Origin of the sequence: Citreicoccus inhibens (assembly GCF_019039035.1) — a bacterium.
Taxonomy (GTDB): domain Bacteria; phylum Myxococcota; class Myxococcia; order Myxococcales; family Myxococcaceae; genus Citreicoccus; species Citreicoccus inhibens.
Genome location: NZ_JAHNZT010000001.1, coordinates 443,388 through 465,591, shown reverse-complemented (window position 1 = coordinate 465,591; position 22,204 = coordinate 443,388). Strand labels below are relative to the sequence as shown.

Annotated in this window: 21 protein-coding genes; 14 read left to right on the top strand and 7 right to left on the bottom strand. The window is 69.1% G+C overall.

Going from position 1 to position 22,204, the window contains the following annotated elements; translation table 11 throughout:
- The first annotated feature begins 27 nt into the window (after positions 1-27).
- Positions 28-945 (top strand): hypothetical protein, encoded by a 918-nt coding sequence (locus KRR26_RS01830; protein ID WP_217078975.1) that lies wholly within the window; start codon positions 28-30, stop codon positions 943-945.
- Positions 946-1,029: 84 nt separating this feature from the next.
- Here KRR26_RS01830 and KRR26_RS01825 read toward each other — a convergent pair whose 3' ends face one another.
- Together KRR26_RS01825 and KRR26_RS01820 are read right to left on the bottom strand one after the other, a co-directional pair.
- Positions 1,030-1,629 (bottom strand): hypothetical protein, encoded by a 600-nt coding sequence (locus KRR26_RS01825; RefSeq protein ID WP_120205010.1) that lies wholly within the window; start codon positions 1,627-1,629, stop codon positions 1,030-1,032.
- A 3-nt stretch (positions 1,630-1,632) separates the two neighbouring features.
- Positions 1,633-2,181 carry a DUF4920 domain-containing protein gene (locus KRR26_RS01820; RefSeq protein WP_120205011.1) on the bottom strand — a complete coding sequence of 183 codons (549 nt, stop codon included), beginning with the start codon at positions 2,179-2,181 and terminating at the stop codon, positions 1,633-1,635.
- Positions 2,182-2,270: 89 nt separating this feature from the next.
- On the opposite strand from KRR26_RS01820, the gene KRR26_RS01815 reads away from it, so the two are divergent.
- Positions 2,271-2,702, top strand: a complete 432-nt coding sequence (locus tag KRR26_RS01815; protein WP_217078974.1) for a DUF2752 domain-containing protein — start codon at positions 2,271-2,273, stop codon at positions 2,700-2,702.
- 9 nt (positions 2,703-2,711) lie between these two features.
- Complete coding sequence (gene plsY / locus KRR26_RS01810; RefSeq protein ID WP_120205015.1) at positions 2,712-3,290, top strand: glycerol-3-phosphate 1-O-acyltransferase PlsY; 579 nt, start codon at positions 2,712-2,714, stop codon at positions 3,288-3,290.
- Here plsY and KRR26_RS01805 read toward each other — a convergent pair.
- Both KRR26_RS01805 and KRR26_RS01800 read right to left on the bottom strand, forming a co-directional pair.
- Positions 3,207-4,511, bottom strand: coding sequence for a THUMP domain-containing class I SAM-dependent RNA methyltransferase (locus KRR26_RS01805; protein WP_217078973.1), 1,305 nt, complete (start codon positions 4,509-4,511; stop codon positions 3,207-3,209). The genes plsY and KRR26_RS01805 overlap by 84 nt on opposite strands.
- Before the next feature lie 266 nt (positions 4,512-4,777).
- A complete protein-coding gene (locus KRR26_RS01800) occupies positions 4,778-7,834 on the bottom strand; it encodes an FtsK/SpoIIIE family DNA translocase (protein WP_120205018.1) in 3,057 nt (1,018 codons plus the stop codon).
- A gap of 186 nt (positions 7,835-8,020) precedes the next feature.
- Between KRR26_RS01800 and KRR26_RS01795 the strand changes: the two genes are divergently transcribed.
- The 4 genes from KRR26_RS01795 to gatB are packed head-to-tail and all read left to right on the top strand — an operon-like array spanning position 8,021 to position 11,574.
- Complete coding sequence (locus KRR26_RS01795) at positions 8,021-8,353, top strand: TFIIB-type zinc ribbon-containing protein (protein WP_120205020.1); 333 nt, start codon at positions 8,021-8,023, stop codon at positions 8,351-8,353.
- 21 nt (positions 8,354-8,374) lie between these two features.
- On the top strand, positions 8,375-8,662 hold the full coding sequence (gene gatC, locus KRR26_RS01790; RefSeq protein WP_120205022.1) for an Asp-tRNA(Asn)/Glu-tRNA(Gln) amidotransferase subunit GatC: 288 nt from the start codon (positions 8,375-8,377) through the stop codon (positions 8,660-8,662).
- Between the two features lie 6 nt (positions 8,663-8,668).
- Positions 8,669-10,138: an Asp-tRNA(Asn)/Glu-tRNA(Gln) amidotransferase subunit GatA gene (gene gatA / locus KRR26_RS01785; protein WP_217078972.1), complete on the top strand. Its 1,470-nt coding sequence runs from the start codon at positions 8,669-8,671 to the stop codon at positions 10,136-10,138.
- A complete protein-coding gene (gene gatB, locus KRR26_RS01780) occupies positions 10,129-11,574 on the top strand; it encodes an Asp-tRNA(Asn)/Glu-tRNA(Gln) amidotransferase subunit GatB (RefSeq protein ID WP_217078971.1) in 1,446 nt (481 codons plus the stop codon). Before gatA ends, gatB begins: the two co-directional genes overlap by 10 nt.
- A 40-nt stretch (positions 11,575-11,614) precedes the next feature.
- Here gatB and KRR26_RS01775 read toward each other — a convergent pair whose 3' ends face one another.
- Complete coding sequence (locus KRR26_RS01775; RefSeq protein WP_217078970.1) at positions 11,615-12,577, bottom strand: isopenicillin N synthase family dioxygenase; 963 nt, start codon at positions 12,575-12,577, stop codon at positions 11,615-11,617.
- A gap of 173 nt (positions 12,578-12,750) precedes the next feature.
- Here KRR26_RS01775 and KRR26_RS01770 point away from each other — a divergent pair, with 173 nt between their 5' ends.
- Positions 12,751-14,913 carry a serine/threonine-protein kinase gene (locus tag KRR26_RS01770; RefSeq protein WP_217078969.1) on the top strand — a complete coding sequence of 721 codons (2,163 nt, stop codon included), beginning with the start codon at positions 12,751-12,753 and terminating at the stop codon, positions 14,911-14,913.
- A gap of 13 nt (positions 14,914-14,926) precedes the next feature.
- Here KRR26_RS01770 and KRR26_RS01765 read toward each other — a convergent pair whose 3' ends face one another.
- Positions 14,927-15,286 (bottom strand): hypothetical protein, encoded by a 360-nt coding sequence (locus KRR26_RS01765; RefSeq protein WP_120205028.1) that lies wholly within the window; start codon positions 15,284-15,286, stop codon positions 14,927-14,929.
- Positions 15,287-15,549: 263 nt separating this feature from the next.
- On the opposite strand from KRR26_RS01765, the gene rplU reads away from it, so the two are divergent.
- The 6 genes from rplU (at position 15,550) to KRR26_RS01735 (ending at position 20,763) form a co-directional block, all read left to right on the top strand.
- A complete protein-coding gene (gene rplU / locus KRR26_RS01760) occupies positions 15,550-15,858 on the top strand; it encodes a 50S ribosomal protein L21 (RefSeq protein WP_120205030.1) in 309 nt (102 codons plus the stop codon).
- A 42-nt stretch (positions 15,859-15,900) separates the two neighbouring features.
- A complete protein-coding gene (gene rpmA, locus KRR26_RS01755; RefSeq protein WP_120205032.1) occupies positions 15,901-16,170 on the top strand; it encodes a 50S ribosomal protein L27 in 270 nt (89 codons plus the stop codon).
- Between the two features lie 132 nt (positions 16,171-16,302).
- Positions 16,303-17,781, top strand: a complete 1,479-nt coding sequence (gene obgE / locus KRR26_RS01750; protein WP_217078968.1) for a GTPase ObgE — start codon at positions 16,303-16,305, stop codon at positions 17,779-17,781.
- Between the two features lie 4 nt (positions 17,782-17,785).
- Positions 17,786-18,466 carry a TrmH family RNA methyltransferase gene (locus KRR26_RS01745; RefSeq protein ID WP_120205035.1) on the top strand — a complete coding sequence of 227 codons (681 nt, stop codon included), beginning with the start codon at positions 17,786-17,788 and terminating at the stop codon, positions 18,464-18,466.
- Between the two features lie 84 nt (positions 18,467-18,550).
- Positions 18,551-19,327, top strand: a complete 777-nt coding sequence (locus KRR26_RS01740) for a LolA family protein (protein ID WP_120205037.1) — start codon at positions 18,551-18,553, stop codon at positions 19,325-19,327.
- A gap of 20 nt (positions 19,328-19,347) precedes the next feature.
- Positions 19,348-20,763 carry a hypothetical protein gene (locus KRR26_RS01735; RefSeq protein ID WP_120205038.1) on the top strand — a complete coding sequence of 472 codons (1,416 nt, stop codon included), beginning with the start codon at positions 19,348-19,350 and terminating at the stop codon, positions 20,761-20,763.
- A gap of 9 nt (positions 20,764-20,772) precedes the next feature.
- On the opposite strand, the gene rimO is transcribed toward KRR26_RS01735, so the two are convergent.
- The gene (rimO, locus tag KRR26_RS01730; RefSeq protein ID WP_236068223.1) at positions 20,773-22,173 is read right to left on the bottom strand and encodes a 30S ribosomal protein S12 methylthiotransferase RimO; all 1,401 of its coding nucleotides are present in this window, start codon (positions 22,171-22,173) and stop codon (positions 20,773-20,775) included.
- Positions 22,174-22,204 lie beyond the last annotated feature (31 nt).

The window sequence follows — 22,204 nt, the reverse complement described above, 5'->3', positions numbered from 1 at the left end:
GGCGTCCCTGGCATCGGAGAGCGAGCGGTGAGCACGCAACGCGTGGACAAGGGCTGGCAGCAGAAGGGCCTGGGGGGCTACTCGACGGAGGCCCTGCAGGGCACGCTCGGGCACTACGGCATCCCCATGAGCGAGGCTGACTTTCGCAAGCTGGCGGAGTCGGCCTATCCCCTGGGCATCGCCCAGCAGTGGAGTTCTCAGTGGAAGGGGACCGGTCCCTTCAAGGATTTCGTGGTGGCCGCGGCCGTGGAGCTGTGGCGTCGGTGGACCCCGGATCTGGTTTCGCCGGTGGAGTTGACCGAGAGCATCGCGGGGCTCATGGCGGTGTTGAGCCAGCGGCTCGCGGGTGTTGCCGATGCGCCGGTCGCGCCCGCTTTCGAGCGGATGAAGGCGCTGCGGTCCAAGCTCCCCGTGGACGAGAAGGGAGCCCTGAAGGGGGGCTTCCTCCAGGAGGCCCTGGCTCCGTTCACCGAGCGGGACGCGGAGCTGTTTGATGGGCTCGCGGAGTCGCTTGCGGCGAAGGGCCATGTGGAGGACGCGGAGTCCTTTGCCGACCTCGAGGAGTTCCTCCTCCCGGACCGGAAGGGCATCTCCCGCGCGGTGGCTCGTGCGGCTCGGGGAGAGCGCGAGCCCGCGGTGCAGGACCTCGTGAACATCACGCGCGATACTGCTCGCGCGCCCATCACCCGTTTGCTCGCGGTGGATGGGCTCATCCATCTCCAGGCCAACGAGCAGGCTGCTGCTCGGGCGAAGGACTTGTTGGAGACGGCTGAGAAGGAGGGCGAGCTGCACCTCGCCCTGGACCTGATTCCTCGCCTGGAGCACGTCTTCAAGCAGCAGAATGATCGCGCTGCGCTCCTGGAGTTGGTCCGCACCGCGGATCGCCTGGAAGCGGCCCACGACAAGATGCACCCTGGGCATCGACGCCACCGTCACTCGCACTGAGCGAGGCGAGGCGTCGCGGCGCTAAGCGAGGCGCCGCGATGTCTCGGCTGTGCCTGGGATGGAGCTCCGCGGCGTGCTCTGTCGCTACTCGGCGCGGCGGGGCTTTTCGACCGGCTCGGGCTCCGTTGGGACGGAGGGCTCCGCGGCGGTCGCGGTGGCTTCGTCACTCGCCGGGGTGGCTCGCTTGAGGGGCACGTGCTTGACGCCGCTGACTCCCTCGGCGACGTCTCGCACGGGCACCACGGCGCCTACCGTGGTGTACCGGATGGCGCCTGTCTGGGTGAAGGCGTGCTTGAGGGCGTAGTCCTTCGCCCGCGGGAGGAACCACTCGCGCACGGCACGCAGAGGCAGGGCGTGGAGTACTCCCTGGGTCAGGAAGACGTACACCATCAGGTCCGCGCCGCTGTAGAGGAAGCACCCCGGCGTGTCCTTCTCCAGGTTGGACACCAACTCGAAGAAGTAGCGGCGGCGGTTCGCGTTGCGGTCGCCCTTCACCTCGATGCCGCGGACCTCTCCGGTGGGCAGTTCCCAGAGCAGGTCCACGCCTCGGTGCTGGAAGCGTGGATCGAGCTGGACGTCGTGAACCCGTGAGCCGGGTTCTGTCTCCAACAACCAGGCGCGGGCGTGCTGCACGGCGCGATCCGCCGCGCCTTGCACGCCGCGCATACTGAAGCTGCGGGCCATGGGTTACCGGCGCAGCTCGACGCCCGTCGCCACGAGCTGGATTTCGCGGGGCTTGCCGTCCGCGCCACGCGGGACGACAGCGCCTTCCTCCTCGTAGTGCTTCGCGCGGGCGTCGGTGAGGTCCGCCACCTTCACCACGCCCTCCACGCGGGCCTGTGCGCCCGCCGAGTCCAGCGGAACGAAGAAGCCGTAGTCCTTGAACGTCACCCGCACGCCCGGGTTCTTGTCGTTCGCGGAGGCCAGCTCCATCCAGCAGCCCTTGCGCTCGCACGCCTTGCGGACGAGCCCCTCGACGCGGACCGTCTTGCCGTCATGCGCCTGGGGCTTGGAGAGAAGGTCCGCCAGCTTCACGACCGGCGCGCCCTTGAGGGCCTCGCCACGGGTGAGCGTCCAGCCTGCTGCCGCCGGGGCGGGCGCAGGGGCCGCGGCTGCTTGCGCGGGGTGGTGGCAGTCAGGCTCTGCGGAGGCGGCCTTGGCGGGCGCCTTGTCTTCCGCGAGCGCGACCAGGGGGACCACGGCCAGGGCCAGCAGGGCAGTGCGGAGCGTTCTCATGGGCTGTTCGCTTAGCCCAATCGTCTCGGCCACGGCAAGGCACCCTTCCATCCGAGCGGCGCATCCCGCACACTTCCCGCCCGGCGCGCATGAAGGTCACCCTGTCTCCTCCGAATCGGCGTTTCGGCAACCTGGATTGGATCGGGCTCACCGGTCTGCTGGGGCTGCTCATCGCCCGGTACATCCCGGTCGCGAAGCTCATTCCGTTCTGGGGCTGTGTGCTGCGTCAGCGGACCGGATGGCCGTGCCTGGGATGTGGGTTGACCCGGGTCGCGGACCGCGTGGCCCACCTGAACTTCTCCGGCGCGTGGGAGGCCAACCCACTCGGGACGGTGTGTGCCGTGCTGTTCGGGCTCGCGGCCGTGGCGATGCTGCTGCACCTGGTCTTCAAGCTGCCCATCCCGGAGGTCCGGCTGACCGAGCGCGAGTGGACCGCCGTGCGCATCGCGCTTCCTGTCGTCGTCCTCGTCAACTACGCGTATGTGGTGGTGCACACTCGCTTCCCCCACTGGTTGATGTAGAGCCTTCTCGTGACTCTCGCGCTCGTCCTGCTGGGCTATCTCGCCGGCTCCATTCCCTTTGGCGTGCTGCTCACGCGCTGGTTCCGCGGCGTGGACGTGCGCGACAGCGGGAGCGGCAACATCGGGGCTACCAACGTCACTCGCGTGGCCGGCAAGAAGCTGGGCCTGGTGGTGTTGCTGCTCGACGCGATCAAGGGGGCATTGCCCGTGGTGCTCGCGTGGGTCCTGTTGCCGGGCGAGCCGCTCGTGCACGCGGGTGTGGGATTGGCCGCGGTGCTGGGCCATGTCTATCCCGTGTGGCTCAAGCTGCGCGGTGGCAAGGGCGTGGCCACCGCGCTCGGCGTGCTGTGTGTGCTGATTCCAACCGCGGCGCTCGCGGGCGCGGCCGTCTACGTGCTCGTCGTGGCGAAGTGGCGAGTCAGCTCGCTGGGGTCCCTCACCGCGGGCATCGTCGCCATCCTGACGGCGGTGCTCACCGCGCGCGCGCAGGAGTACGCCATCCTCTCAGGCGTCCTCTTCACCCTCATGTTGTGGACGCATCGGAGCAACATCGGACGGCTCATGCGCCGGACCGAGCGTCGTTTCTGAGCGCGCGGGGCGCGGCCCCGAGTTCCGCGTGGGGTTGGCGTGCGGTCTCGACTCCTCCCGCTCCATGGCCCACTGCGGGCCCTGGGCGCGGTAGCCGAGCAACTCGCACTCGATGGGGCCGTTCCACAAGTCTCTCCGCGCGATGGGGCGCAGGTGGAACGCGCTCTCGAACGCGGGGTTGCCCGAGAGGACCCACAGGCGCCACCCCTGGAGCGAGCGCAGGGACTCGCCGAGCTTGAAGTAGAAGGTCTTCATGCCCTTCTGTCCGCCGGAGCCCAGGCGATCTCCGTACGGCGGGTTCGTGACGAGCAGGCCGCCTCCCTCGGGCACGGGGAGGGGATGGGTGGCATCGCCCTCGGACAGGCGAATCTCCTCGAAGAGCTTCGCGGCTTTGACGTTGCGGCTGGCGGCCTCCAGGGCCTCGTCGCTCTTGTCGAAGCCCAAGAGGGGGACCTCGACCTTGCGCTCGTTGCGGCGAGCATCCGCGCGCATGTCCGCGAGCAGTTCGCGTGCGCGAGGGCCCATTCCGGGCCACCGCTCGACGGCGAAGCTGCGCGCGATGCCGGGGGCCCGGCGGCGTGCGATGAGGCCCGCTTCAATCAGCAGCGTGCCCGAGCCGCACATTGGGTCCACCACGGCCTCTTCGCCCGTGTAGTTGGCCGCGCGCAGGATGGCGGCCGCGAGGGTTTCCTTCAGCGGCGCGGCGGTGGGGCGCACGCGATAGCCGCGGCGGTGGAGGGGATCGCCGCACAGGTCGAGCGAGAGCGATAGCTTGTCTCGGACGAGGTGCGCCACCACGCTCACGTCCGGGTCGCGCGTGTTCACGTCGGGACGGGCCCCGAGCTTCTCGCGAAGGCGGTCCACGATGGCGTCCTTGACCTTGAGCGCCACGAAGCCCGAGTGCGCGTGCGTGGTGTCCTTCAGCGTCGCGTCCACCGCGAAGGTGTGGTGCGTGGTGAGGTGCTCCTCCCATGGCACGCTCGCGGCGGCTTCGTAGAGGCCCTCCGCGCCCGGGGCGTCGAACTCGCCCAGGGGGTAGAGGACTCGCATGGCGATGCGCGACCACAGACAGACTTGCAGCGCCTCATCGAGGGACGCGAGGAATCGGACACCGCCGCGGTCCTGACGGATGCGTTTCGCGCCGAGGTCTTTGAGCTCGGCGGCCAGCAGGTCCTCGGTGCCGCGGGCGGTGGTGGCGAAAAGAAGGAGGCGTTCAGCCATGATTCCTCGCCCTTACGCGACCCTGGGCCGCTTGGGAACCTGCAAGGTGGGCGCGACCGTTCGTCCGGTTGCGCGGCGCCACGGTCGAGGTGGCCAGGGCAGGGGCCTGGAGCCTGGTTCCTGGGTTGTCGTCAGCCTGCGCGGTCCCACTGGGGGTTGGGCTCTCCACGGCGAGCCACTTGCCTTCAGCGTGTCCACCCAATGAAACGGGGGTGCTCCAGACTTGCGTCTGGAGCACCCCCGTGGGGACGACCGTTGCCTGATGGCTACATCGCTCCCGCGCCCGGCATGTCGCCCAGTCCTCGGATGAGAACCTCTCGCGGCTTGGCTCCGTCCGCGGCTCCGACGATTCCGTCTCGCTCCATCCGTTCGATCATCCGCGCTGCTCGGTTGTAGCCGATGCGCATCTTGCGCTGGAGCATGGAGATGGACACCGAGCGCATCTCGCTGACGGCCGCGAGCGCCTGGTCGTAGAGCTCGTCGGACAGCTCGTCCTCCTCGCCTCCGCCCTCCACGTCCTCGTCGCGCGGCTTGAGGATGGACTCGTCGTACACCGGCTTGCCCTGCGCACGGAGGTGGTCCACCGCCTTCTTGATTTCGTTCTCCGACACGAAGGCGCCGTGGACGCGCTGCAGGTGCGCGCTCGTGGGCGGCATGATGAGCATGTCGCCCATGCCGAGCAGCGCCTCGGCGCCCACCGTTCCGAGAATCGTCATCGAGTCCGGCTTCGAGCGCAGCATGAAGCTGATGCGCGTGGGGAAGTTGGCCTTGATGATGCCGGTGACGACGTCCGTGGACGGGCGCTGCGTTGCGACCATCAGGTGGATGCCGGCCGCGCGCGCCATCTGCGCGAGCCGCGCCACGTAGGTCTCCACCTCGCGGCTGGCGACCATCATCAGGTCCGCCAGCTCGTCGATGATGACCACGATGTACGGCAGCTTCTTGAGCTCCTTCTTCTCCGGCGCCGAGGCGGCTTCCGACGCGGGCGCGACGTCCAGCGCTCCGTCCTCCTCGAACTCCGCGTCGACCTCGGACGGGTCGGCGGACATCACCGCCTCGCGCAGATCTTCCTCATCCTCGCGCGGTGCCGCCACGCCCATGCCCTCGCTGGAGATGCCCGCGGAGACGGGCTGCTCTGCGCCCTCCACGTCGAGCACCAGCATCTTCTTGGGCTTGCCCTTCTTCGCGGGCTCGGGCGACAGCGCGGCCTTCACGTCCGAGGCGCTGCTCTCCACCAGCTTGTTGTAGCCGGCGATGTTGCGCACGCCTGCCTCGGACAGGAGCTGGTAGCGGCGCTCCATCTCCTCCACGGCCCAGCGCAGCGCGAGCGCCGCCTTCTTCGGATCCGTCACCACCGGCAGGAGCAGGTGGGGGATGCCTTCGTAGACGGACAACTCCAACATCTTCGGGTCCACCATGATGAAGCGGACCTCCTCGGGCGTGGCCTTGAGGAGGATGCTCATGATCATGGAGTTCACCGCCACGGACTTACCCGAGCCGGTGGTGCCTGCGATGAGCAGGTGGGGCGCCTTCGCGAGATCGAAGACGTAGGGCATGCCCTCGATGTCCTTGCCCACGCACATGGTGAGCTTGCTCGACCCCTTCTGGAACGTGTCCTGCTCGGCGATCTCCTTGAGGAAGACCGTCTCTCGGTCGCGGTTGGGGACCTCGATGCCCACCACGCCCTTGCCGGGAATGGGCGCGACGATGCGCACGCGCATGGCTTCCATCGCCATCGCGAGGTCGTCCTGGAGCGCGGCGATCTTGCTGACCTTGATGCCCGGGCCCGGCAAGAACTCGTACATGGTGACGACGGGGCCGGGGCGGATCTCCACCACCTCGCCCACGATGCCGAAGTCCGCCAGCTTCGCGCGCAGCTTCTCCGCGGTGACGAGGAACGCGTCCTTGTCGAGCGCCGAGCGCTCCTTCTTGTCGCACTCGAGCACGTCGAGCGGCGGCAGCGAGAAGCTCTTGCGGTCTCCGATGAACTCGAACTGGTCCTGGTTCTTGCGCGGCGCCGTGGGCTTGGGCGGGGCCTTGGGCTCCACGATGAGCGGCATGCGCGCCAGCTCCGACTTCGGCGCAGGCACGATGGCACCCGCCGTGGGCGCGGCGGCCTGCGGCTGCACCGGCTCCGCGACCACGGGCGCGAGCGGCGCAGGGGCGGACGGCGGAGGCGTGGTGGCGGCCGTGGGCGCGGTGACGATCTGCGGACCCTTGCGTCCCTTGCGAGGCGGCTCGGTGGCGTCGGGCGCGACGGGGTTCGGCTGCGGCGCGAGGAACGACGCGGCCCAGGCCGGGTCGGCGCCCGGGGCGGGGCGCTTCTCCGCGGGACGTGCCTCGACCGGGGGCGAGGACACTTCGGCGTCCGTCTCCTCGGGCGAGTCCTCGCCTCGGCCGAGCTTCTTCTCCAGCTTCGCGCGCTCGCGGCCCTCCTTGAGTGCCTGCTTCGCGGCGGCGGCCTGCTCCTTCTCGGACTGACGCGCGAGCCGCACGGCCTCCTCGGCCATGGCCTCCGCCTCGGCGGCCTCTGCCTCCTCGACCAGGCGCTCGGCTTCGGCGAGCTCCTCCTCGTCCGCTTCAATCTGCGCGAGGAAGGCGGCCTCCTCGAGCTTCTCCGCCGCCACGCGCTCCTGGCGCTCCTTGTACGCGACCTTCTGGGCCTCCCAGAAGACGTGGCTGGACTCGGCGATGCGGCGGCCCAGGACGCACATCCCGGCCCACACGAGCGAGCACAGCTTGAAGAACGTGTACTGCGTGCCGACGATGAGGGCCGCGGCGCTGACCGCCGTCACGAGGATGACGGTGCCCACCGTGGAGAACAGTCCCTCCATCACGCCGCCCAGGCCCGCGCCCAGCGCGCCGCCCGGGGGGTGCGCCCAGCCCGGGTCCTTGGCGAAGAGGAGCTGCGCGAGCACCGCCACGCTGCAGGTGAGCAGCGCCAGCGAGATGATTTGCGGCAGGCGCTTGCGGTCCCGATTGCCGACGAAGAGCACGACGGCCGCGTAGAGGCCGGCCAAGGGAACCAGATAGGCGCAAACGCCCAGCATGCCGCGGAGCGTCTCGGCGATGAGGTGCCCCATGGGGCCCACCGCGTTGCGGAAGCCGGGGCCCACGCGGTCGTGCGCGTCGAACGTCGCGACCGACAGGAGGGAGAGCAGCGAGCCGGTCAGGAGGACGACTCCCAGCAGGGCGCGCCTGGCCGGACTTGCGCCCCCGGAAGCCTTCATCCGCTTGTCTTGCAGCGCGCGTTTGCGCGTCGCGATTTCCTGGCGGGACAGGACCGCCTTCTCCGCCCGTCCGCCCTTCTTGGCCGCAGTCATGTCCCCGTTCCCTCTGCGCGATTCCAGCCGCGTAGCGGGCTGTAGCAATGCCCGCAGCGAGTGTAGGGAGAGAGGGGGGGCGGTCAATTTTCCAGCAGTTGCCGCGCGCGCCTTCCCAGGAGCCTACATTTCGGCTGCGCCCTCCGGGGGAGAGGGTATGGTGCCGCTCGCAAGGAGAATGCCTACATGTCCAACCACCTGGACAAGCCGTCGAACACCGAAGACGAGTACTTCGCCCGCGAGGAGATCGAGGCCAAGCGCAAGCTGGCGCTCCAGCAGGCCACGGCGCTCGCCGCCCGTCAGCGCGAGGAGCTCAAGGCGCTGCACTACATGAAGTGCCCCAAGTGCGGCATGGACCTGCAGACGCTGAAGCAGGGCAATGTGGAGCTGGAGAGCTGCTTCAACTGCCACGGCATCTGGCTGGACGCTGGCGAACTGGACCAGCTCATCGAGCAGCATGGGCATGAGGGAAGTGGCAAGGTGATGGGCGCCATCCTCAACCTCTTCAAGAAGAAGTAGTCGCCCCAGGGGACGCGAGTCATGGCCCTCACGCTCGAGCAGGTGCGCCACGTGGCCACGCTGGCGCGGTTGTCGCTGACGCCGGAGGAGGAGCAGCGTTACGCCACGCAGCTGTCCGCCGTGCTGGACGCGGTGGCGCAGTTGCAGTCGCTCGACGTGAGTCAGGTGGAGCCCACCTCGCATGCCACGCTCGCGTCCTCGCTCTTGCGCGAGGACGTGATGCGGCCGTCGCTGCCGCCCGAGAAGGCGCTGGCGAACGCGCCGGCCAGCGTGGGGACCTGCTTCTCCGTTCCGAAGATTCTGGAGTAGCCCGCCATGTCGCAGCCGCTCACGGACCTGACGATGCTGGAGCTGGCGGCGGCGCTGGCGGCCGGGAAGGTCTCCTCGGTGGAGGCCACCCGCGCCAGTCTGGCGCGCATCGCCCAGGTGGACCCGAAGGTGCGCGCGTTCCTGCGCGTGGACGAGGAGGGCGCGCTGCGCGCGGCCGAGGCCAGCGACGCGCGTCGCCGGGCCTCGGGGCCCGCCAGCCCGCTGGAGGGTGTGCCGCTCGGCCTCAAGGACATCTTCCTCACGGAGGGGCTGGAGACGACGTGCGGCTCGCGCATCTTGCAGGGCTTCGTCCCGCCGTATGACGCCACCGTCGTGCGGCTGTTGCGCGAGGCGGGGCTGCCGCTGCTCGGCAAGCTGAACATGGATGAGTTCGCGATGGGCTCGTCCAACGAGTCCAGCGCCTACTTTCCGACGCACAACCCTTGGGACCTGTCGCGCACGCCGGGCGGCTCGTCGGGGGGCTCGGCCGCGGCGGTGGCGGCGCGCGAGGTGTTTGGCGCGCTGGGCACGGACACGGGCGGATCCATCCGGCAGCCCGCCGCGCACACGAACACCGTGGGGTTGAAGCCCACGTACGGCCGGGTGTCGCGCTTCGGTGTCATCGCCTTCGCGTCGTCGTTGGACCAAGTGGGGCCGATGACGCGCACCGTGGCGGACGCCGCGGCGCTGCTGCAAGTGATTGCACGCCACGACCCGCGAGACTCCACGTCCGCTCCCTTGGAGACGCCAGACTATCTGGCGGACCTGGAGGGCGGGGTGCATGGCCTCAAGCTGGGCGTGCCGCGCGAGTACTTCACCGACGGCATGGACCCCGAGGTGGAGGCGAGCGTGCGCGCCGCGCTGAAGGAGTACGAGCGCCTGGGCGCGACGCTGGTGGACGTGTCGCTGCCACACACGTCCCACGCTCTGGCCACGTACTACCTGCTGGCGCCCGCCGAGGCGTCCAGCAACCTGGCTCGCTACGACGGCGTGCGCTACGGCCTGCGCGCCCGGGACGTGCGCGGCCTCCAGGAGTTGTACGGACAGACGCGAGGGCAGGGCTTCGGCGCCGAGGTGAAGCGCCGCATCATGCTGGGGACGTACGCGCTGTCCGCCGGCTACTACGACGCCTACTACCTGCGCGCGCAGAAGGTCCGCACGCTCATCCGCGAGGACTTCACGCGCGCCTTCCAGCAGGTGGACGCCATCCTGTCCCCGACCTCGCCCGTGCCGGCCTTCCGGTTGGGAGAGAAGGTGGATGACCCGCTGTCGATGTACCTCACGGACATCCTCACCCTGCCGTGCAACCTCGCGGGCCTGCCCGGCCTGTCGGTGCCCTGTGGCTTCACGAAGGCGGGGCTGCCGGTGGGACTCCAGGTGCTCGGCCGGCCCTTCGACGAAGCGGGGGTGCTGCGAATCGGCCGCGCCTTCGAGCGCGAGCACGACTTCTTCCGCCGGACTCCGCCATGCCCCTGAGTGACTTCCAGCCGGTGATTGGCCTCGAGGTGCACGCGCAGCTGCTGACGCACTCGAAGATTTTCTGCGGCTGCTCCACCGCGTTCGGCGCCGAGCCCAACCACCACACGTGTCCCGTCTGTCTGGGCCTGCCCGGCGTGTTGCCGGTGCTGAACCAGCGCGTGGTCGAGTTCGCGGTGCGCACGGGGCTCGCGCTCGAGTGCACGGTGAAGGGCACGAGCGTGTGGAGCCGGAAGAACTACTTCTATCCGGACCTGCCCAAGGGCTATCAGATTACGCAGTACGACCAGCCCATCTGCGAGTGGGGCCGTCTGGTCATTGATACGCCCGCGGGTGAGAAGGTGGTGCGCGTGCGGCGCATCCACATGGAGGAGGACGCGGGCAAGAGCGTGCACGACGCGACGGCGTCCGCGGGCCAGAGCCTGGTGGACCTGAACCGCGCGGGTGTGCCCCTGTTGGAGATTGTCAGCGAGCCGGACCTGCGCGACTCCGATGAAGCGGTGGAGTACCTCAAGTCGCTGCGCGACGTGCTGATGTACCTGGGCGTCAACGACGGCAACTTGGAGGAGGGAAGCTTCCGCTGTGACGCCAACGTGTCGGTGATGCCCAAGGGCTCCACCGTCTATGGCCAGCGCTGCGAGCTGAAGAACCTCAACTCGTTCCGCTTCCTCAAGCAGGCCATCGAGTACGAGGTCGCGCGGCAGGTGGACGTCCTCGAGTCCGGCGGCAAGGTCTTGCAAGAGACGCGGCTGTGGGACGTGAACAAGGGCGTCACGCGCTCGATGCGCTCGAAGGAGGAGGCGCACGACTACCGCTACTTCCCGGAGCCGGATCTGCCGCCGTTGCACGTGGCGGACGCGCTCATCGAGGAGACGCGCGGCGCGCTGCCGGAGTTGCCCCGGGCGAAGCGCCAGCGCTTCATGTCGCAGTACGGCCTGCCCGCCTATGACGCGAAGCTGCTCACCGCCGAGCGCCCGCTGGCGGACTTCTTCGAGGCCTGCGCGCCGCATGCGCCGGACGCCAAGAAGCTCTCCAACTGGTTCCTCGGGGAGCTGAGCCGGTTGTTGAAGGAGGAGGGGACGACCGTGTCCTCGGTGCGCTTCACGCCCACGCAGCTCGGGGAGCTGCTGGGCGCGGTGGAGCAGGGGACGGTGTCCATCAACGCCGCGAAGGATGTCTTGGGCGAGATGTTCCGCACCGGCGCGGCCCCTGCGAACATCATCGCGAGCAAGGGCCTTGCCCAGGTGAGCGACGTGGGCGCGGTGGAGGCGGTGGTGGACGAGGTGCTCGCGAAGAGCGCGTCCGAGGTGGAGAAGTACCGGGCGGGGAAGAAGAACCTGTATGGCTTCTTCGTGGGCCAGGTGATGAAGGCCATGAAGGGCAAGGGAAACCCCACCCTCGTCAACGAGCTGCTCAAGAAGAAGCTCGGAGACTAGCGCCCCGAGGCAGACTCCCTCGGGGCACGGGCGCGCGGGCTTACTTCAGGAAGCCCAGCTCGCGCAGGCGCTGCTTGAGGAACGCGTCCGCGGTGATGGGCGGGTGGCGCGCGGGGTTGTCCGGCGTCTCCATGCTGGGCAGCGGCTTGAGGCTACAGTCCGAGTACGGGTGCACGAAGAAGGGCATCGAGTAGCGCACGGTGTCCTCCGCGGGGCTCGGCGGATTGACGACCCGGTGCGTGGTGGCGGGGATGACGTTGTTCGTCACGCGGCTGAGCATGTCGCCCGAGTCCACGACAATCTGCCCGCGCAGCGTGTCCACGGGGAGCCACTCGCCATCGCGGGTGAGCAGCTCCAGTCCGCCCGAGGTCCCCTCGCACAGCAGGGTGATGAAGTTGATGTCCTCGTGCTCGGCGGCGCGCACGGCCCCGGGGATGAAGCGCTCCTTGAGCGGCGGATAGTGGATGACTCGCAGCACCGAGTTTCCGTCCACGGTCATGTCGCTGAAGGTGGTGCGCGGCAGCTCGAAGTACTCGGCCAGGGCCTGGAGCATGACCGTCGCGGCGCCATCCAGCTCGCGGTAGAGGTTGAGGGTGTGCTCGCGGAAGGAGGGCACTTCCTTCGGCCACACGTTGGCGCCGTAATCCGCCAGGTACGGGTGGCCCGCGTCGAGCTCCCGGCCCACGTGCCAGAACTCCTTCAGGTCACCCACCTTGCGGTTCTTGGCGTGCTCCTGGCCAAAGGCCATGAAGCCGCGCTGGCCGGGCCGCTCGGGGACGGCGTAGCGGGACTTCACGTCCTCGGGGAGCTGGAAGAACTTCTCCACGTCCGAGTAGGTGCGGCGGATGAGCCCGTCCTCGATGCCGTGGCCTTCCACGGTGACGAAGCCGAACTCCTTGATGGCGTCGCCGAAGACCTGGACGAAGCGCGCCCGCTCCTGCGGCATTCCGGAGCGGTAGTGGGACAGGTTCACGGTAGGGATGCGTCGTGCGGAGCGGGACATGGCCGCACACTCTAGCCTCGTGACACCTTCCCGACACAGGCCCGTCTTGTGCCGGACCCCCACCCGGGACTTGGGGCCCGGGCTCGGCCGCACTTTGCGACACCTGCCCTGCCCGCCCAGTGGCCCTTGGTCCCGCCGCTCCCCAGATTGAACGGAGAGGCCGGGGGACAGACATGGCCGACGAGGTGGTGAGCAGCGACCGCGCGTGTGCGGCGTGCGGCTGGCAACACGGGTTGGACACGTCATGTGACACCCTGGTGCGGCCAGAGGGCGAGCGAGGCGCAGGGACGCCCCGGGAGCCCGTGCTCCCCGAGGCGGATCCGTTGTTGGGCACCCAGCTTGGGAGCTTCCGGCTGACACGTCGCGTTGGACGCGGCGGGATGGGGTCCGTGTACCTGGGGGAGCACGTCTCCATTGGTAGCCGGGTGGCGGTGAAGGTGCTGCACGAGCACCTGGCCCGTTACCCGGAGCTGGTGTCGCGCTTCCACGCGGAGGCGCGGGCCGTGAATCTGATTGGCCATGAGAACATCGTCAGCATCTTCGACCTGAACGCGCAGCCACCGCGCCCGTACCTCATCATGGAGTACCTGGAGGGGGCGCCCCTGTCCGCGTGGGTGGGCACGCCCTTGCCCTGCGCGGCCGTGGTGCCGGTGCTGGCGCAGGTCTGTGATGCGCTGAACGCGGCCCACGCGCGGGGAATCGTCCACCGCGACCTCAAGCCGGACAACGTCTTCATGGCCCGGCGCGGGCGGGGGACGCCGTTCGTGAAGGTGCTGGACTTCGGCATCGCCAAGCTGGCGGACGCGGGCGGTCCGGAGACGCACGCGGGCATCATCGTGGGCACTCCGGAGTACATGGCGCCAGAGCAGGCCTCCAGCCGGCGGTTGGATGGGCGCGCGGACCTGTATTCGCTGGGGGTCATCGCGTACCAGCTCGTCACGGGGCAGTTGCCCTTTCCGGACGAGGGCCTCGCCGCCCAGCTGGTGGCGCATCAGGTGCGGTCTCCTCCGTCTCCGCGCGAGCTGTGTCCGAGCGTCCCTGTCGCGCTGGAGCGGGTCATCCTGCGCACGCTGGCCAAGGCCCCCGAGGATCGCTATCCCACGGCCTCGGCCTTGCGCGCGGCCTTGCAACAGGCGCTCTCCGACGCGGGGCCGCCCGCCGCGAGGCCGTCTCAGCCGGCTCCATCCGCGCCGCCCCGTTCCGCGGGAGCCAATGCCTCCGGAGCGTCCTCCGATGGCCCTGCGCGAGCGCGCCCGCCGTTGCCCGTGTTGCGCGGCGTGTCCGGCCCGGCGTCGCCGCTGGCGGGCTTGATGGCGGCGCGAGATGCCTCCCTGGTGCCTTGGAACAAGCCGGAGGACACCCAGGCACTGGCCTCCACGCCCGCGCGGGCCCGGGCGACGGAGATGTCGCTGCGGGTGCTGCTGCGGCCCGGGGAGACGCCCGTGGTGCTGACGGGCTCGGACCTGTCGCGGGGGGGGCTCTTCCTCCACACGGGTGGAGCGCTGCCGCCGATGTTCTCACGGGTGGAGGTGCTGCTTCCGTTGGGGGGCGAGCCGGTGCCCGTGCTGTGCGAGGTGGTGCGCCACGTGTCCTCGGAGCAGGCGCGAGCGTGGAGCATGCCGCCGGGGTTCGGGGTCCAGTTCACCGCGCCCTCACCGGGGCTCCGCGCTGGGGTGGAGCGGCTCCTGAAGGGAGACGAGGCCTGGCCCGCGCCCGCGCTCCAGATGCCTGGGGATGACGGCGACGCGGACCGGGTGCTGGCGATCCACGAGCGGCGGCTGTCGGGCGACCACTACACCGTGCTGGGGCTCGCGCCGGATGCGGACATGGACGCCACGCGGGCCCGGGCGCGAGGGGCCTGGGCTTCCCTGGAGGCCCTGCGCCACCGGCCGTTGTCCCGCACGCAGCTCACCCGGTTGGTGGCCATCCAGACGCGGGTCCGAGAGGCTGGGGAGACGCTGGGGCTGCCCGTGCGTCGGGCGCTGTACGACGCGCGGCTGGGGAACCCTCGGGGCGTGGCGCGCTGCCTGGAGGCGGGCCTGACCGCCACGCAGCTGGAGGCCCTGCGGCGCGAGCATCTGGCTCAGTATCCCCACGCGGCGGGGGCGGCCCGGGTCCACTTCCTGATCGGGAGCGCGCTGGAGCGCGACGGGCAGCTGGCTCGGGCGCAGGAGGCCTACGAGCGGGGGCTGGCGCGTGATCCGCTCGAGCTGGAGCTGCACCAGCGCTATCGCGTCGTCCGCCGGGCCCTGGCCGCGAAGAAGGACGCGCAGGCCGAAAAAGAAGAAGCCCGACCCCCTGGACCGGGAGCCGGGCTTCGCAAGCCCACTGGGTGAGCTTGAGGCGAAACTAGCTGCCGCTGTCGACGATGCCCTGGCAGGCGGCGCTCAGGTCCTTGACCTTGGTCAGGCAGGCCACCAGCTTCAGGGTGTAGGCGTCCTGCTCGGAGGCCTTGCACACGCCCAGGTCGCTGGTGCAGTCGATGAAGGCCTGGAGCTTGTCCTTGTCGGAGTCCGAGCACTTATCGAGGTTCGTCTTGCAGGTGTCCTTCTCCGCCTGGGTGGGCTCCTTGTAGTCGGAGTGGAGCATGCTGCACTCCTTGGTGTTGTCGGAGAAGTCCTTGCTCGCGTCCTCGGACTTGTCGCAGAGGTTTCCGCCACAGCCCACGAGCATCGCCGCCGCAGCCAGACCCATCAGGATGTTCTTCATGATGTAATGTTCCCCCTCGTTTCGAGGTGCAGGTGTTAAACGGGGGAACATCCTACTGATCGGGCGGACGGTTTCCAGCTTCCTTTCCTTTCCAGGATCACGGAATGCGGGTGTCGGGGCGGGATGATCCGCCATCTGTCTTGACTCCCCACCTTGTTTCTCGTAAGTCCCGCCGTCCTTTAGCGCGCCGGGCGGTCCGCCGTCCGAAATGCGCGTTGGAATCCACGGGTTGAGGCAAACCCGAAGCTGACAGGGGTTCGACGATGTACGCAGTCATTCGCACGGGCGGAAAGCAGTACCGCGTCGCCGAGGGCGATGTGCTCCGGATCGAGAAGATCGCGGGCGACATCGGCGCCGAGGTCACCTTCAACGAGATCCTCATGCTGGGCGGCTCCGAGTCCCCCAAGGTGGGGAAGCCGACGGTGTCGGGCGCCAAGGTCGTGGGCAAGGTCCTTGCCCAGGACAAGCACCGCCGCGTCCTCCACTTCCGCAAGGAGAAGGAGGGCTGGACGCGCCGCCGCGGCCACCGTCAGCCGTACACCGAGGTGAAGGTCACCTCCATCTCCGGCTAGTCCGGTCCACTTTCGCTGTAAGCATTTTCAGGAGCAGGTGTCATGGCCCATAAAAAGGGACAGGGTTCTTCGCGCAACGGGCGTGATTCCAACCCGCAGTACCGTGGCGTGAAGGTGTATGGCGGCGAGGCTGTTTCCGCCGGCAGCATCCTGGTTCGCCAGGTCGGCACGGTCATCCACGCTGGCACGAACGTGAAGCTCGGTCGCGACTTCACGCTCTACTCGGTGGTGGACGGCGTCGTGAAGTACGAGCGCCTCGGCCGCGACAAGAAGAAGGTCTCGGTCTACCCGGCCGAGCAGCCGAGCGCCTAGGTGGTTGCTCCGGGGCCTCGGCTCCGGACTCACCAGACCGTCATGAGCGGGTCGCTCCCAGTCCAACCGTCCTGAATGGCGGTTGGATTCGAGGGCGGCCCGCTTTGCGTTTCTCAGGAGGATTCTCCCGCCATGAAGTTCGTCGATGAGGTTCGCATCTTTGTGAAGGCGGGGGACGGCGGCAATGGCTCCGTCTCCTTCCGGCGGGAGAAGTACATCGAGCGCGGAGGGCCCAATGGGGGCGACGGCGGCAATGGTGGCTCCGTCATCTTCGTGGGGGATCCACAGCTCACCACGCTGCTCGACTACCGGTACCAGCAGCACCACCGGGCGAAGAACGGCGAGCACGGGATGGGCAACGACTGCAACGGCCGGGCCTCCGAGGACATGATCCTCAAGGTCCCCGTGGGCACGCTGATCCGCGACGAGCACACCGGGGAGTTGCTCAAGGACCTGAGCGAGCCCGGTGAGCGGTTCATCGCGGCGCAGGGCGGTCGAGGTGGCTTGGGCAACATGAACTTCGCCACCTCCACCCGGCAGACGCCGCGCTTCGCCCAGGAAGGCACGAAGGGCGAGGAGCACACCCTGCGGCTGGAGCTGAAGCTGCTGGCGGACGTGGGACTCCTGGGGTTCCCCAACGCGGGCAAGAGCACGTTCATCTCGCGTGTGAGCCGCGCTCGGCCGAAGATCGCGGACTATCCCTTCACCACGCTCGTGCCGAACCTGGGCATGGTCCAGTACAAGGATCACCTGTCCTTCGTGATGGCGGACATCCCCGGAATCATCGAGGGCGCCAGCGAGGGCGTGGGCCTGGGGCACCAGTTCCTGCGACACGTGGAGCGATGCAAGGTGCTGGTGCACCTCATCGACATGGGCGCGGAGGGTGAGGGCCGCGAGCCGCTGCACGACTTCGAGATCCTCAACGCGGAGCTGGCGAAGTACAGCTCGGAACTGGCCTCGAAGCCGCAGGTCGTGGCCGCCAACAAGTTGGATCTCCCGGACGCGCAAGCGCGACTGGCAGGCTTCACCGAGGCCCTCCGCGAGCGCGGCATCCGCGTGTATCCCGTGTCGTGCGCCACCGGTGAGGGGATGCAAGCCCTGATGGACTCGGTGGCCGAGGTGCTCTTCACGGGACGGACGGACAAGCTCCACGTCGAGCCGCCGCCTCAGGCCAAGTCCGCGCGCAAGCCCGGCTCGAGCGCGAAGCCCGCGGCGAAGAAGGCGGGCGACGTGTCCGAGGCGAAGAAGGCTGCCTCGAAGGCCCCTGCCGCGAAGAAGTCTGCCGCGAAGCAGGCGCCGGTGAAGAAGCCCGCGGCGAAGAAGTCCGTGAGCAAGGCTCCGGCGAAGAAGACCCCTGCAAAGAAGACCTCGGCCAAGGCTCCGGTGAAGAAGTCCGCGGTGAAGAAGTCACCCGCGAAGAAGCCCGCCGCGAAGAAGGCCGTGCGCAAGGCGCCGGTGAAGAGGGCCGTGGCGAAGAAGTCGCCCGCGAAGAAGGCCGCCGCGAAGAAGGCCGCCGCGAAGAAGGCCGCCGCGAAGAAGGCCGCCGCGAAGAAGTCTCCTGTGAAGAAGGCCGCCGCGAAGAAGCCCGCTCGGTCTGGCGGGAGGCGCTGAGACGATGTCGGGTGGTGGTTCTCGATACGAGCGCTTCGAGCGTGAGCCCCTCGCCGCCGAGCAGTTCTTGCTCGACGTGCGCAAGGAGAAGATCGATCGCGTGGTCAGTCAGCGCACGCGCAACTTCACCGTGGTGCTCGACCGGCTCGAGGACAGCTTCAACATGGCCGCGGTGCTCCGCACCTGCGAGTCCATGGGCGTCCAAGAGGTCCACGTCGTCATCAACCCCGAAGCGCCGTTCCTGCCCAACTCGCGCGTGGCCCAGGGCTGCGACAAGTGGCTGGACGTGCACCAATACAGGTCCTTCGGGGAGTGCCGCGAGCACCTCAAGTCGCGCGGCTTCAGCATCTACGCCTCGGCTCTTCGCGAGGGCGCGACCAGCCTCTACAGCCTGCGCTTCGACACGAAGTTCGCCATGGTGTTCGGCAACGAGCGCCAGGGCGTGAGCGATGATGTGCTCGCCGCCGTGGACGGGACGTTCTGGGTGCCCATGCGCGGGTTCAGCCAGAGCCTCAACATCTCCGCTGCGGCCTCGGCATGCGTCAGCCGGGCGATCGCCTGGCGGGACGAGCACCTGGGGGCTTCGGGAGACCTTCCCGCCGAGGACGCAGCCGCGCTGAGAGATCGCTTCTACCAACTGGCCATCAAGCAGCGGAAGCGGCTGTTCAAGGCCACGCAACGGTGAATGCCGCAGCCCCGACCCTCGTCGGGATGCGCTAGATGGTCGCTGGCGGGGACAGCTGCCCCCGCCTCTCGGAGGCCGCACGCCATGCTGCTGGAAGCCCTGCTCGTTTCGCTCCTCGCCGCGCCCCCGACGGCTGCTGCGACTCCTCCGGCGCCGCAGTCCCCTGCCGCCGTCGCTGACGCGAAGCCCGGTGCGGCGGTCACCCCTGCGGCGGATGCAGGCACGCCGAGTGCTCCCGCGGCTCGCCCCGCCCCGAAGATGACCCCCGAGGTGAAGTCGCTCGTGGACCGCATGCAGGCGTTCTACGAGAAGACGGGCGACTTCAAGGCGAACTTCAAGCAGGACTACAAGTACAAGGCCTTCCGCCGCACCCAGACCTCTACGGGCACGGTGGTCTACAAGAAGCCGGGCCTGATGCGCTGGGAGTACCTGGCGCCCTCGGAGCGCACGTTCGTGCTCGCGGGCAACAAGATCTACTCATACGAGCCGGCGGCGCAGACGCTCACCGTGGCTGCGGTGGACACCAGCCAGCTTTCCGCGTCGGTGACGTTCCTCTTCGGGCAGGGCAAGCTGGCCGACGAGTTCGCCATCTCCAAGGGCGAGTGCAAGGACTGCAAGGGCACGCTGCTCGTGTTGGAGCCGCTCAAGGTCGAGCCGCGCTTCCGGCAGGTCCGCTTGGAGGTCGATCCGGCTTCGGCGCAGGTGCTCAAGAGCACCGTGGTGGATCCGGATGGCAGCGAGAACACCATCGCGTTCCTGGACCTGAAGACGAACGTGGGCGTGTCCGCGGACAGCTTCAAGCTGAACCCGCCCGAGGGCACGCGCGTGGACGACTTCACCAAGGCCGCGAAGAAGCCGTAGGGAGGGTGTAGGTTCGGAGAATGCGACGTTCGCTGTTCGCGATGCTCCTGCTGAGCGGCGCGGCGTGCCAGCACGCTCCCGCCGCGCCCCCGCGTCCCACCAGCCTGTCCGGTCAGACGCTGCCGCTGCTCTCCTCACCCGCGCTGCGTCTCACCGTGGCGGGGCGATTGAGCGGACGCTCTGTGCCCGTGGTGCTGGATGTGTCTCGGCCCCTCTCAATGGTGTCGGCGGGGTGCTTCGACGGTGGCTTGCCCGAGGCTCGGGGCACGGCGCGCGTGCCTGAGCCCTCGGGAGGCTTTCGTGCGTGGCCGGAGATTCCCGCGCCTCCGCTCACCGTGGGCACCGTCTCTCCGCCGCTGCGCACCGTGACGCTGTCCGGCGAGAAGGCGTGCGCGGTGACGCTGGGGCAGGACGCGCTGGCGTCGTACGCCCTCACGGTGGATCCGCTGCGCCGCGAAGTGACCTTCTCCGCGACGCGTCCCCTGGCGACCCATGAAGCGGAGCTGGCCGGGGGCAGCACCGCGCAAGAGGTTCGCGTGCTGGAGCTCAGCCGCGAGCCCGTGGGCGACTGGCCCCTGCTCGCGGCGCGGGTGACGCAGGGCGAGGCGAGCCTCACCGGGCCCTTCGTGCTGGGGACTCGCGAGCCCTTCTCGCGCCTCGCGGTGGAGCCCGCGATGGGCGTGGGTCTCCAGCCCCTGGAGACCGCGGCGGGACTGCCGCCGAGGACCTTCGCGGTGGATGCGATGGAGGTGGCGGAGGGGATGGGCGCGCGCCCCCTGGTGCTGGAGGCCGCGGGGCGCTGGTCTTCACAGAGCAGCCTGGGACGGTTGGGCCCGGACGTGTGGGGCCGCTTCTCCACGACGGTGGACGCTCAGGGCGGGGCGCTGGTGCTGCGCCGCCCGCGCGTGCGCGTGCCCGAGGGAGGTGGACGACAGCAGTGCGCGGACGCGAGCGGTGCGTTCAGCGAGGAGGCCTGCTACGGCTTCTTCGTGCGGCGCGAGCCTGACCAGGGCGTGGCCATCTCAGGCGCGGTGTACCGCGACGTGCCCGAGGGCGCGCGCCTGTACGCGGAGCCGCTGGGCGAGGACGGCAAGCGCCTGGAGACGGGCTGCCAGGTGGGCCTGAGCTTCCCCACCACGAGCCGCGGCGCGAACACGCAGCACCGCCTGCCGTGGCCCTCGCTGGCGCAGACCCTGCCCGCGTGCCATGCGGCGCTGGGCGCGGCGCGAGGGTATGCGCTGTCGCTGGTGGAAGAGGGCCGTCAGTCCGAGTGCCCCACCACCTGCGCCTTCGTCACCGAGACGGCCTCCCGCCGTACGGTGTGCGAGTGCCAGCCCACGCCGCTGGGCGAGGGCGTGGCGGCGCCCACAAAAGGCTCGGGCCCGCAGCCGCCTCCCGTCGAGGAGCGCGAGCTGGAGCCCGAGGATCCACACTAGACGCCGCGACTACTCCGGCCGCGGCTCCGGGGGACGAACCATCGCCTTCGCCGGCACGGGCGCGGGGTGCGCCTCACGGGCGATGTGCTCCCGCTGCTTGGGGTCCGGGCGCTCCACCACGCGCGCCACCAGGTCGTAGTCGTGCGCCTCCGTCACCTCCACGGTGACGAACTCGCCCGGGTACGCCAGGCCGTCGTTGATGTAGACCTGCCCGTCGATTTCGGGGGCCTGTCCCTCGTGGCGGCCCACCAGCAGGTGCTCGGACTCCGCGCTGGGGCCCTCGACGAGCACCGTCAGCCGCTGCCCGATGAGCTGCTTGTTCTGCTCGCGGTTGATGCGCTTCTGGATGGCCATCACCTCGCGCCAGCGGCGCTCGATGGTCTTCTGCGGCACCTTGTTCGGCAGGTCGTACGCGGCCGTGTTCTCCTCGTCCGAGTACTGGAAGACGCCGAGCCGCTGGAAGCGCTGCTCCTTCACGAACTCCTTCAAGAGCTCGAAGTCCTCTTCCGTCTCGCCCGGCAGGCCCACGATGAGCGAGGTGCGCATCACCAGGCCCGGCACGCGCGCGCGCAGCTTCGTCAGCAGCTCCTTGAGGAACTGCGAGTTGCGCCCGCGCTTCATGGACAAGAGCAGCTTGTCGCTCGCGTGCTGCACCGGCATGTCCAGGTACTTGGCGATGCGCGGCTCGGAGGCGATGACGTCGATGAGCTCGTCGGGGAACACGCGCGGGTAGGCGTAGTGGAGGCGGATCCACTTCACGTCCACCTTCACCAGCTCCTTGAGCAGCTCGTGCAGCTTGGGCTTCCCCGGCAGGTCATGGCCGTAGGCCGTGAGGTCCTGCGCGACGAGGTTCAGCTCCTGCACGCCGCTGTCGGCGAGCTGGCGCGCCTCGGCGATGATGTCCGCCACCGGCCGCGAGCGCTGACCGCCGCGCAGCGTGGGGATGATGCAGAAGGCGCAGGCGTTGTCGCAGCCCTCGGAAATCTTGAGGTACGCCGTGTACTTCGGCATCGAGTTGATGCGCGGCGTGTTCGCGTCGTGGATGTAGTCCGGATCCGGAATCACCTGCCGGGGCGAGGCCTCGGCGGCGAGCAGGTCGCCAATCTGGGCGTACGCGCTGGTGCCCAGGAAGTGGTCCACCTCGGGCATCTCCTTGGACAGCTCCGCGCCATAGCGCTGGGACAGGCAGCCCGTCACGACGAGCGTCTGGCACGCCCCGGACTTCTTCAGCTCGGCCATCTCCAGGATGGAGTCCACGGACTCCTGCTTGGCGGGACCGATGAACGCGCACGTGTTGACGACGATGACCTGGGCCGCGGCCGGGTCCTGCACCAGCGAGTAGCCCCGGTTCTTCAGCGTGCCCAGCATCACCTCGGAGTCAACCCGGTTCTTCGGGCAGCCGAGGGTCATCATGTAGAGGCTCTTGGTGTCTTCCACTGCG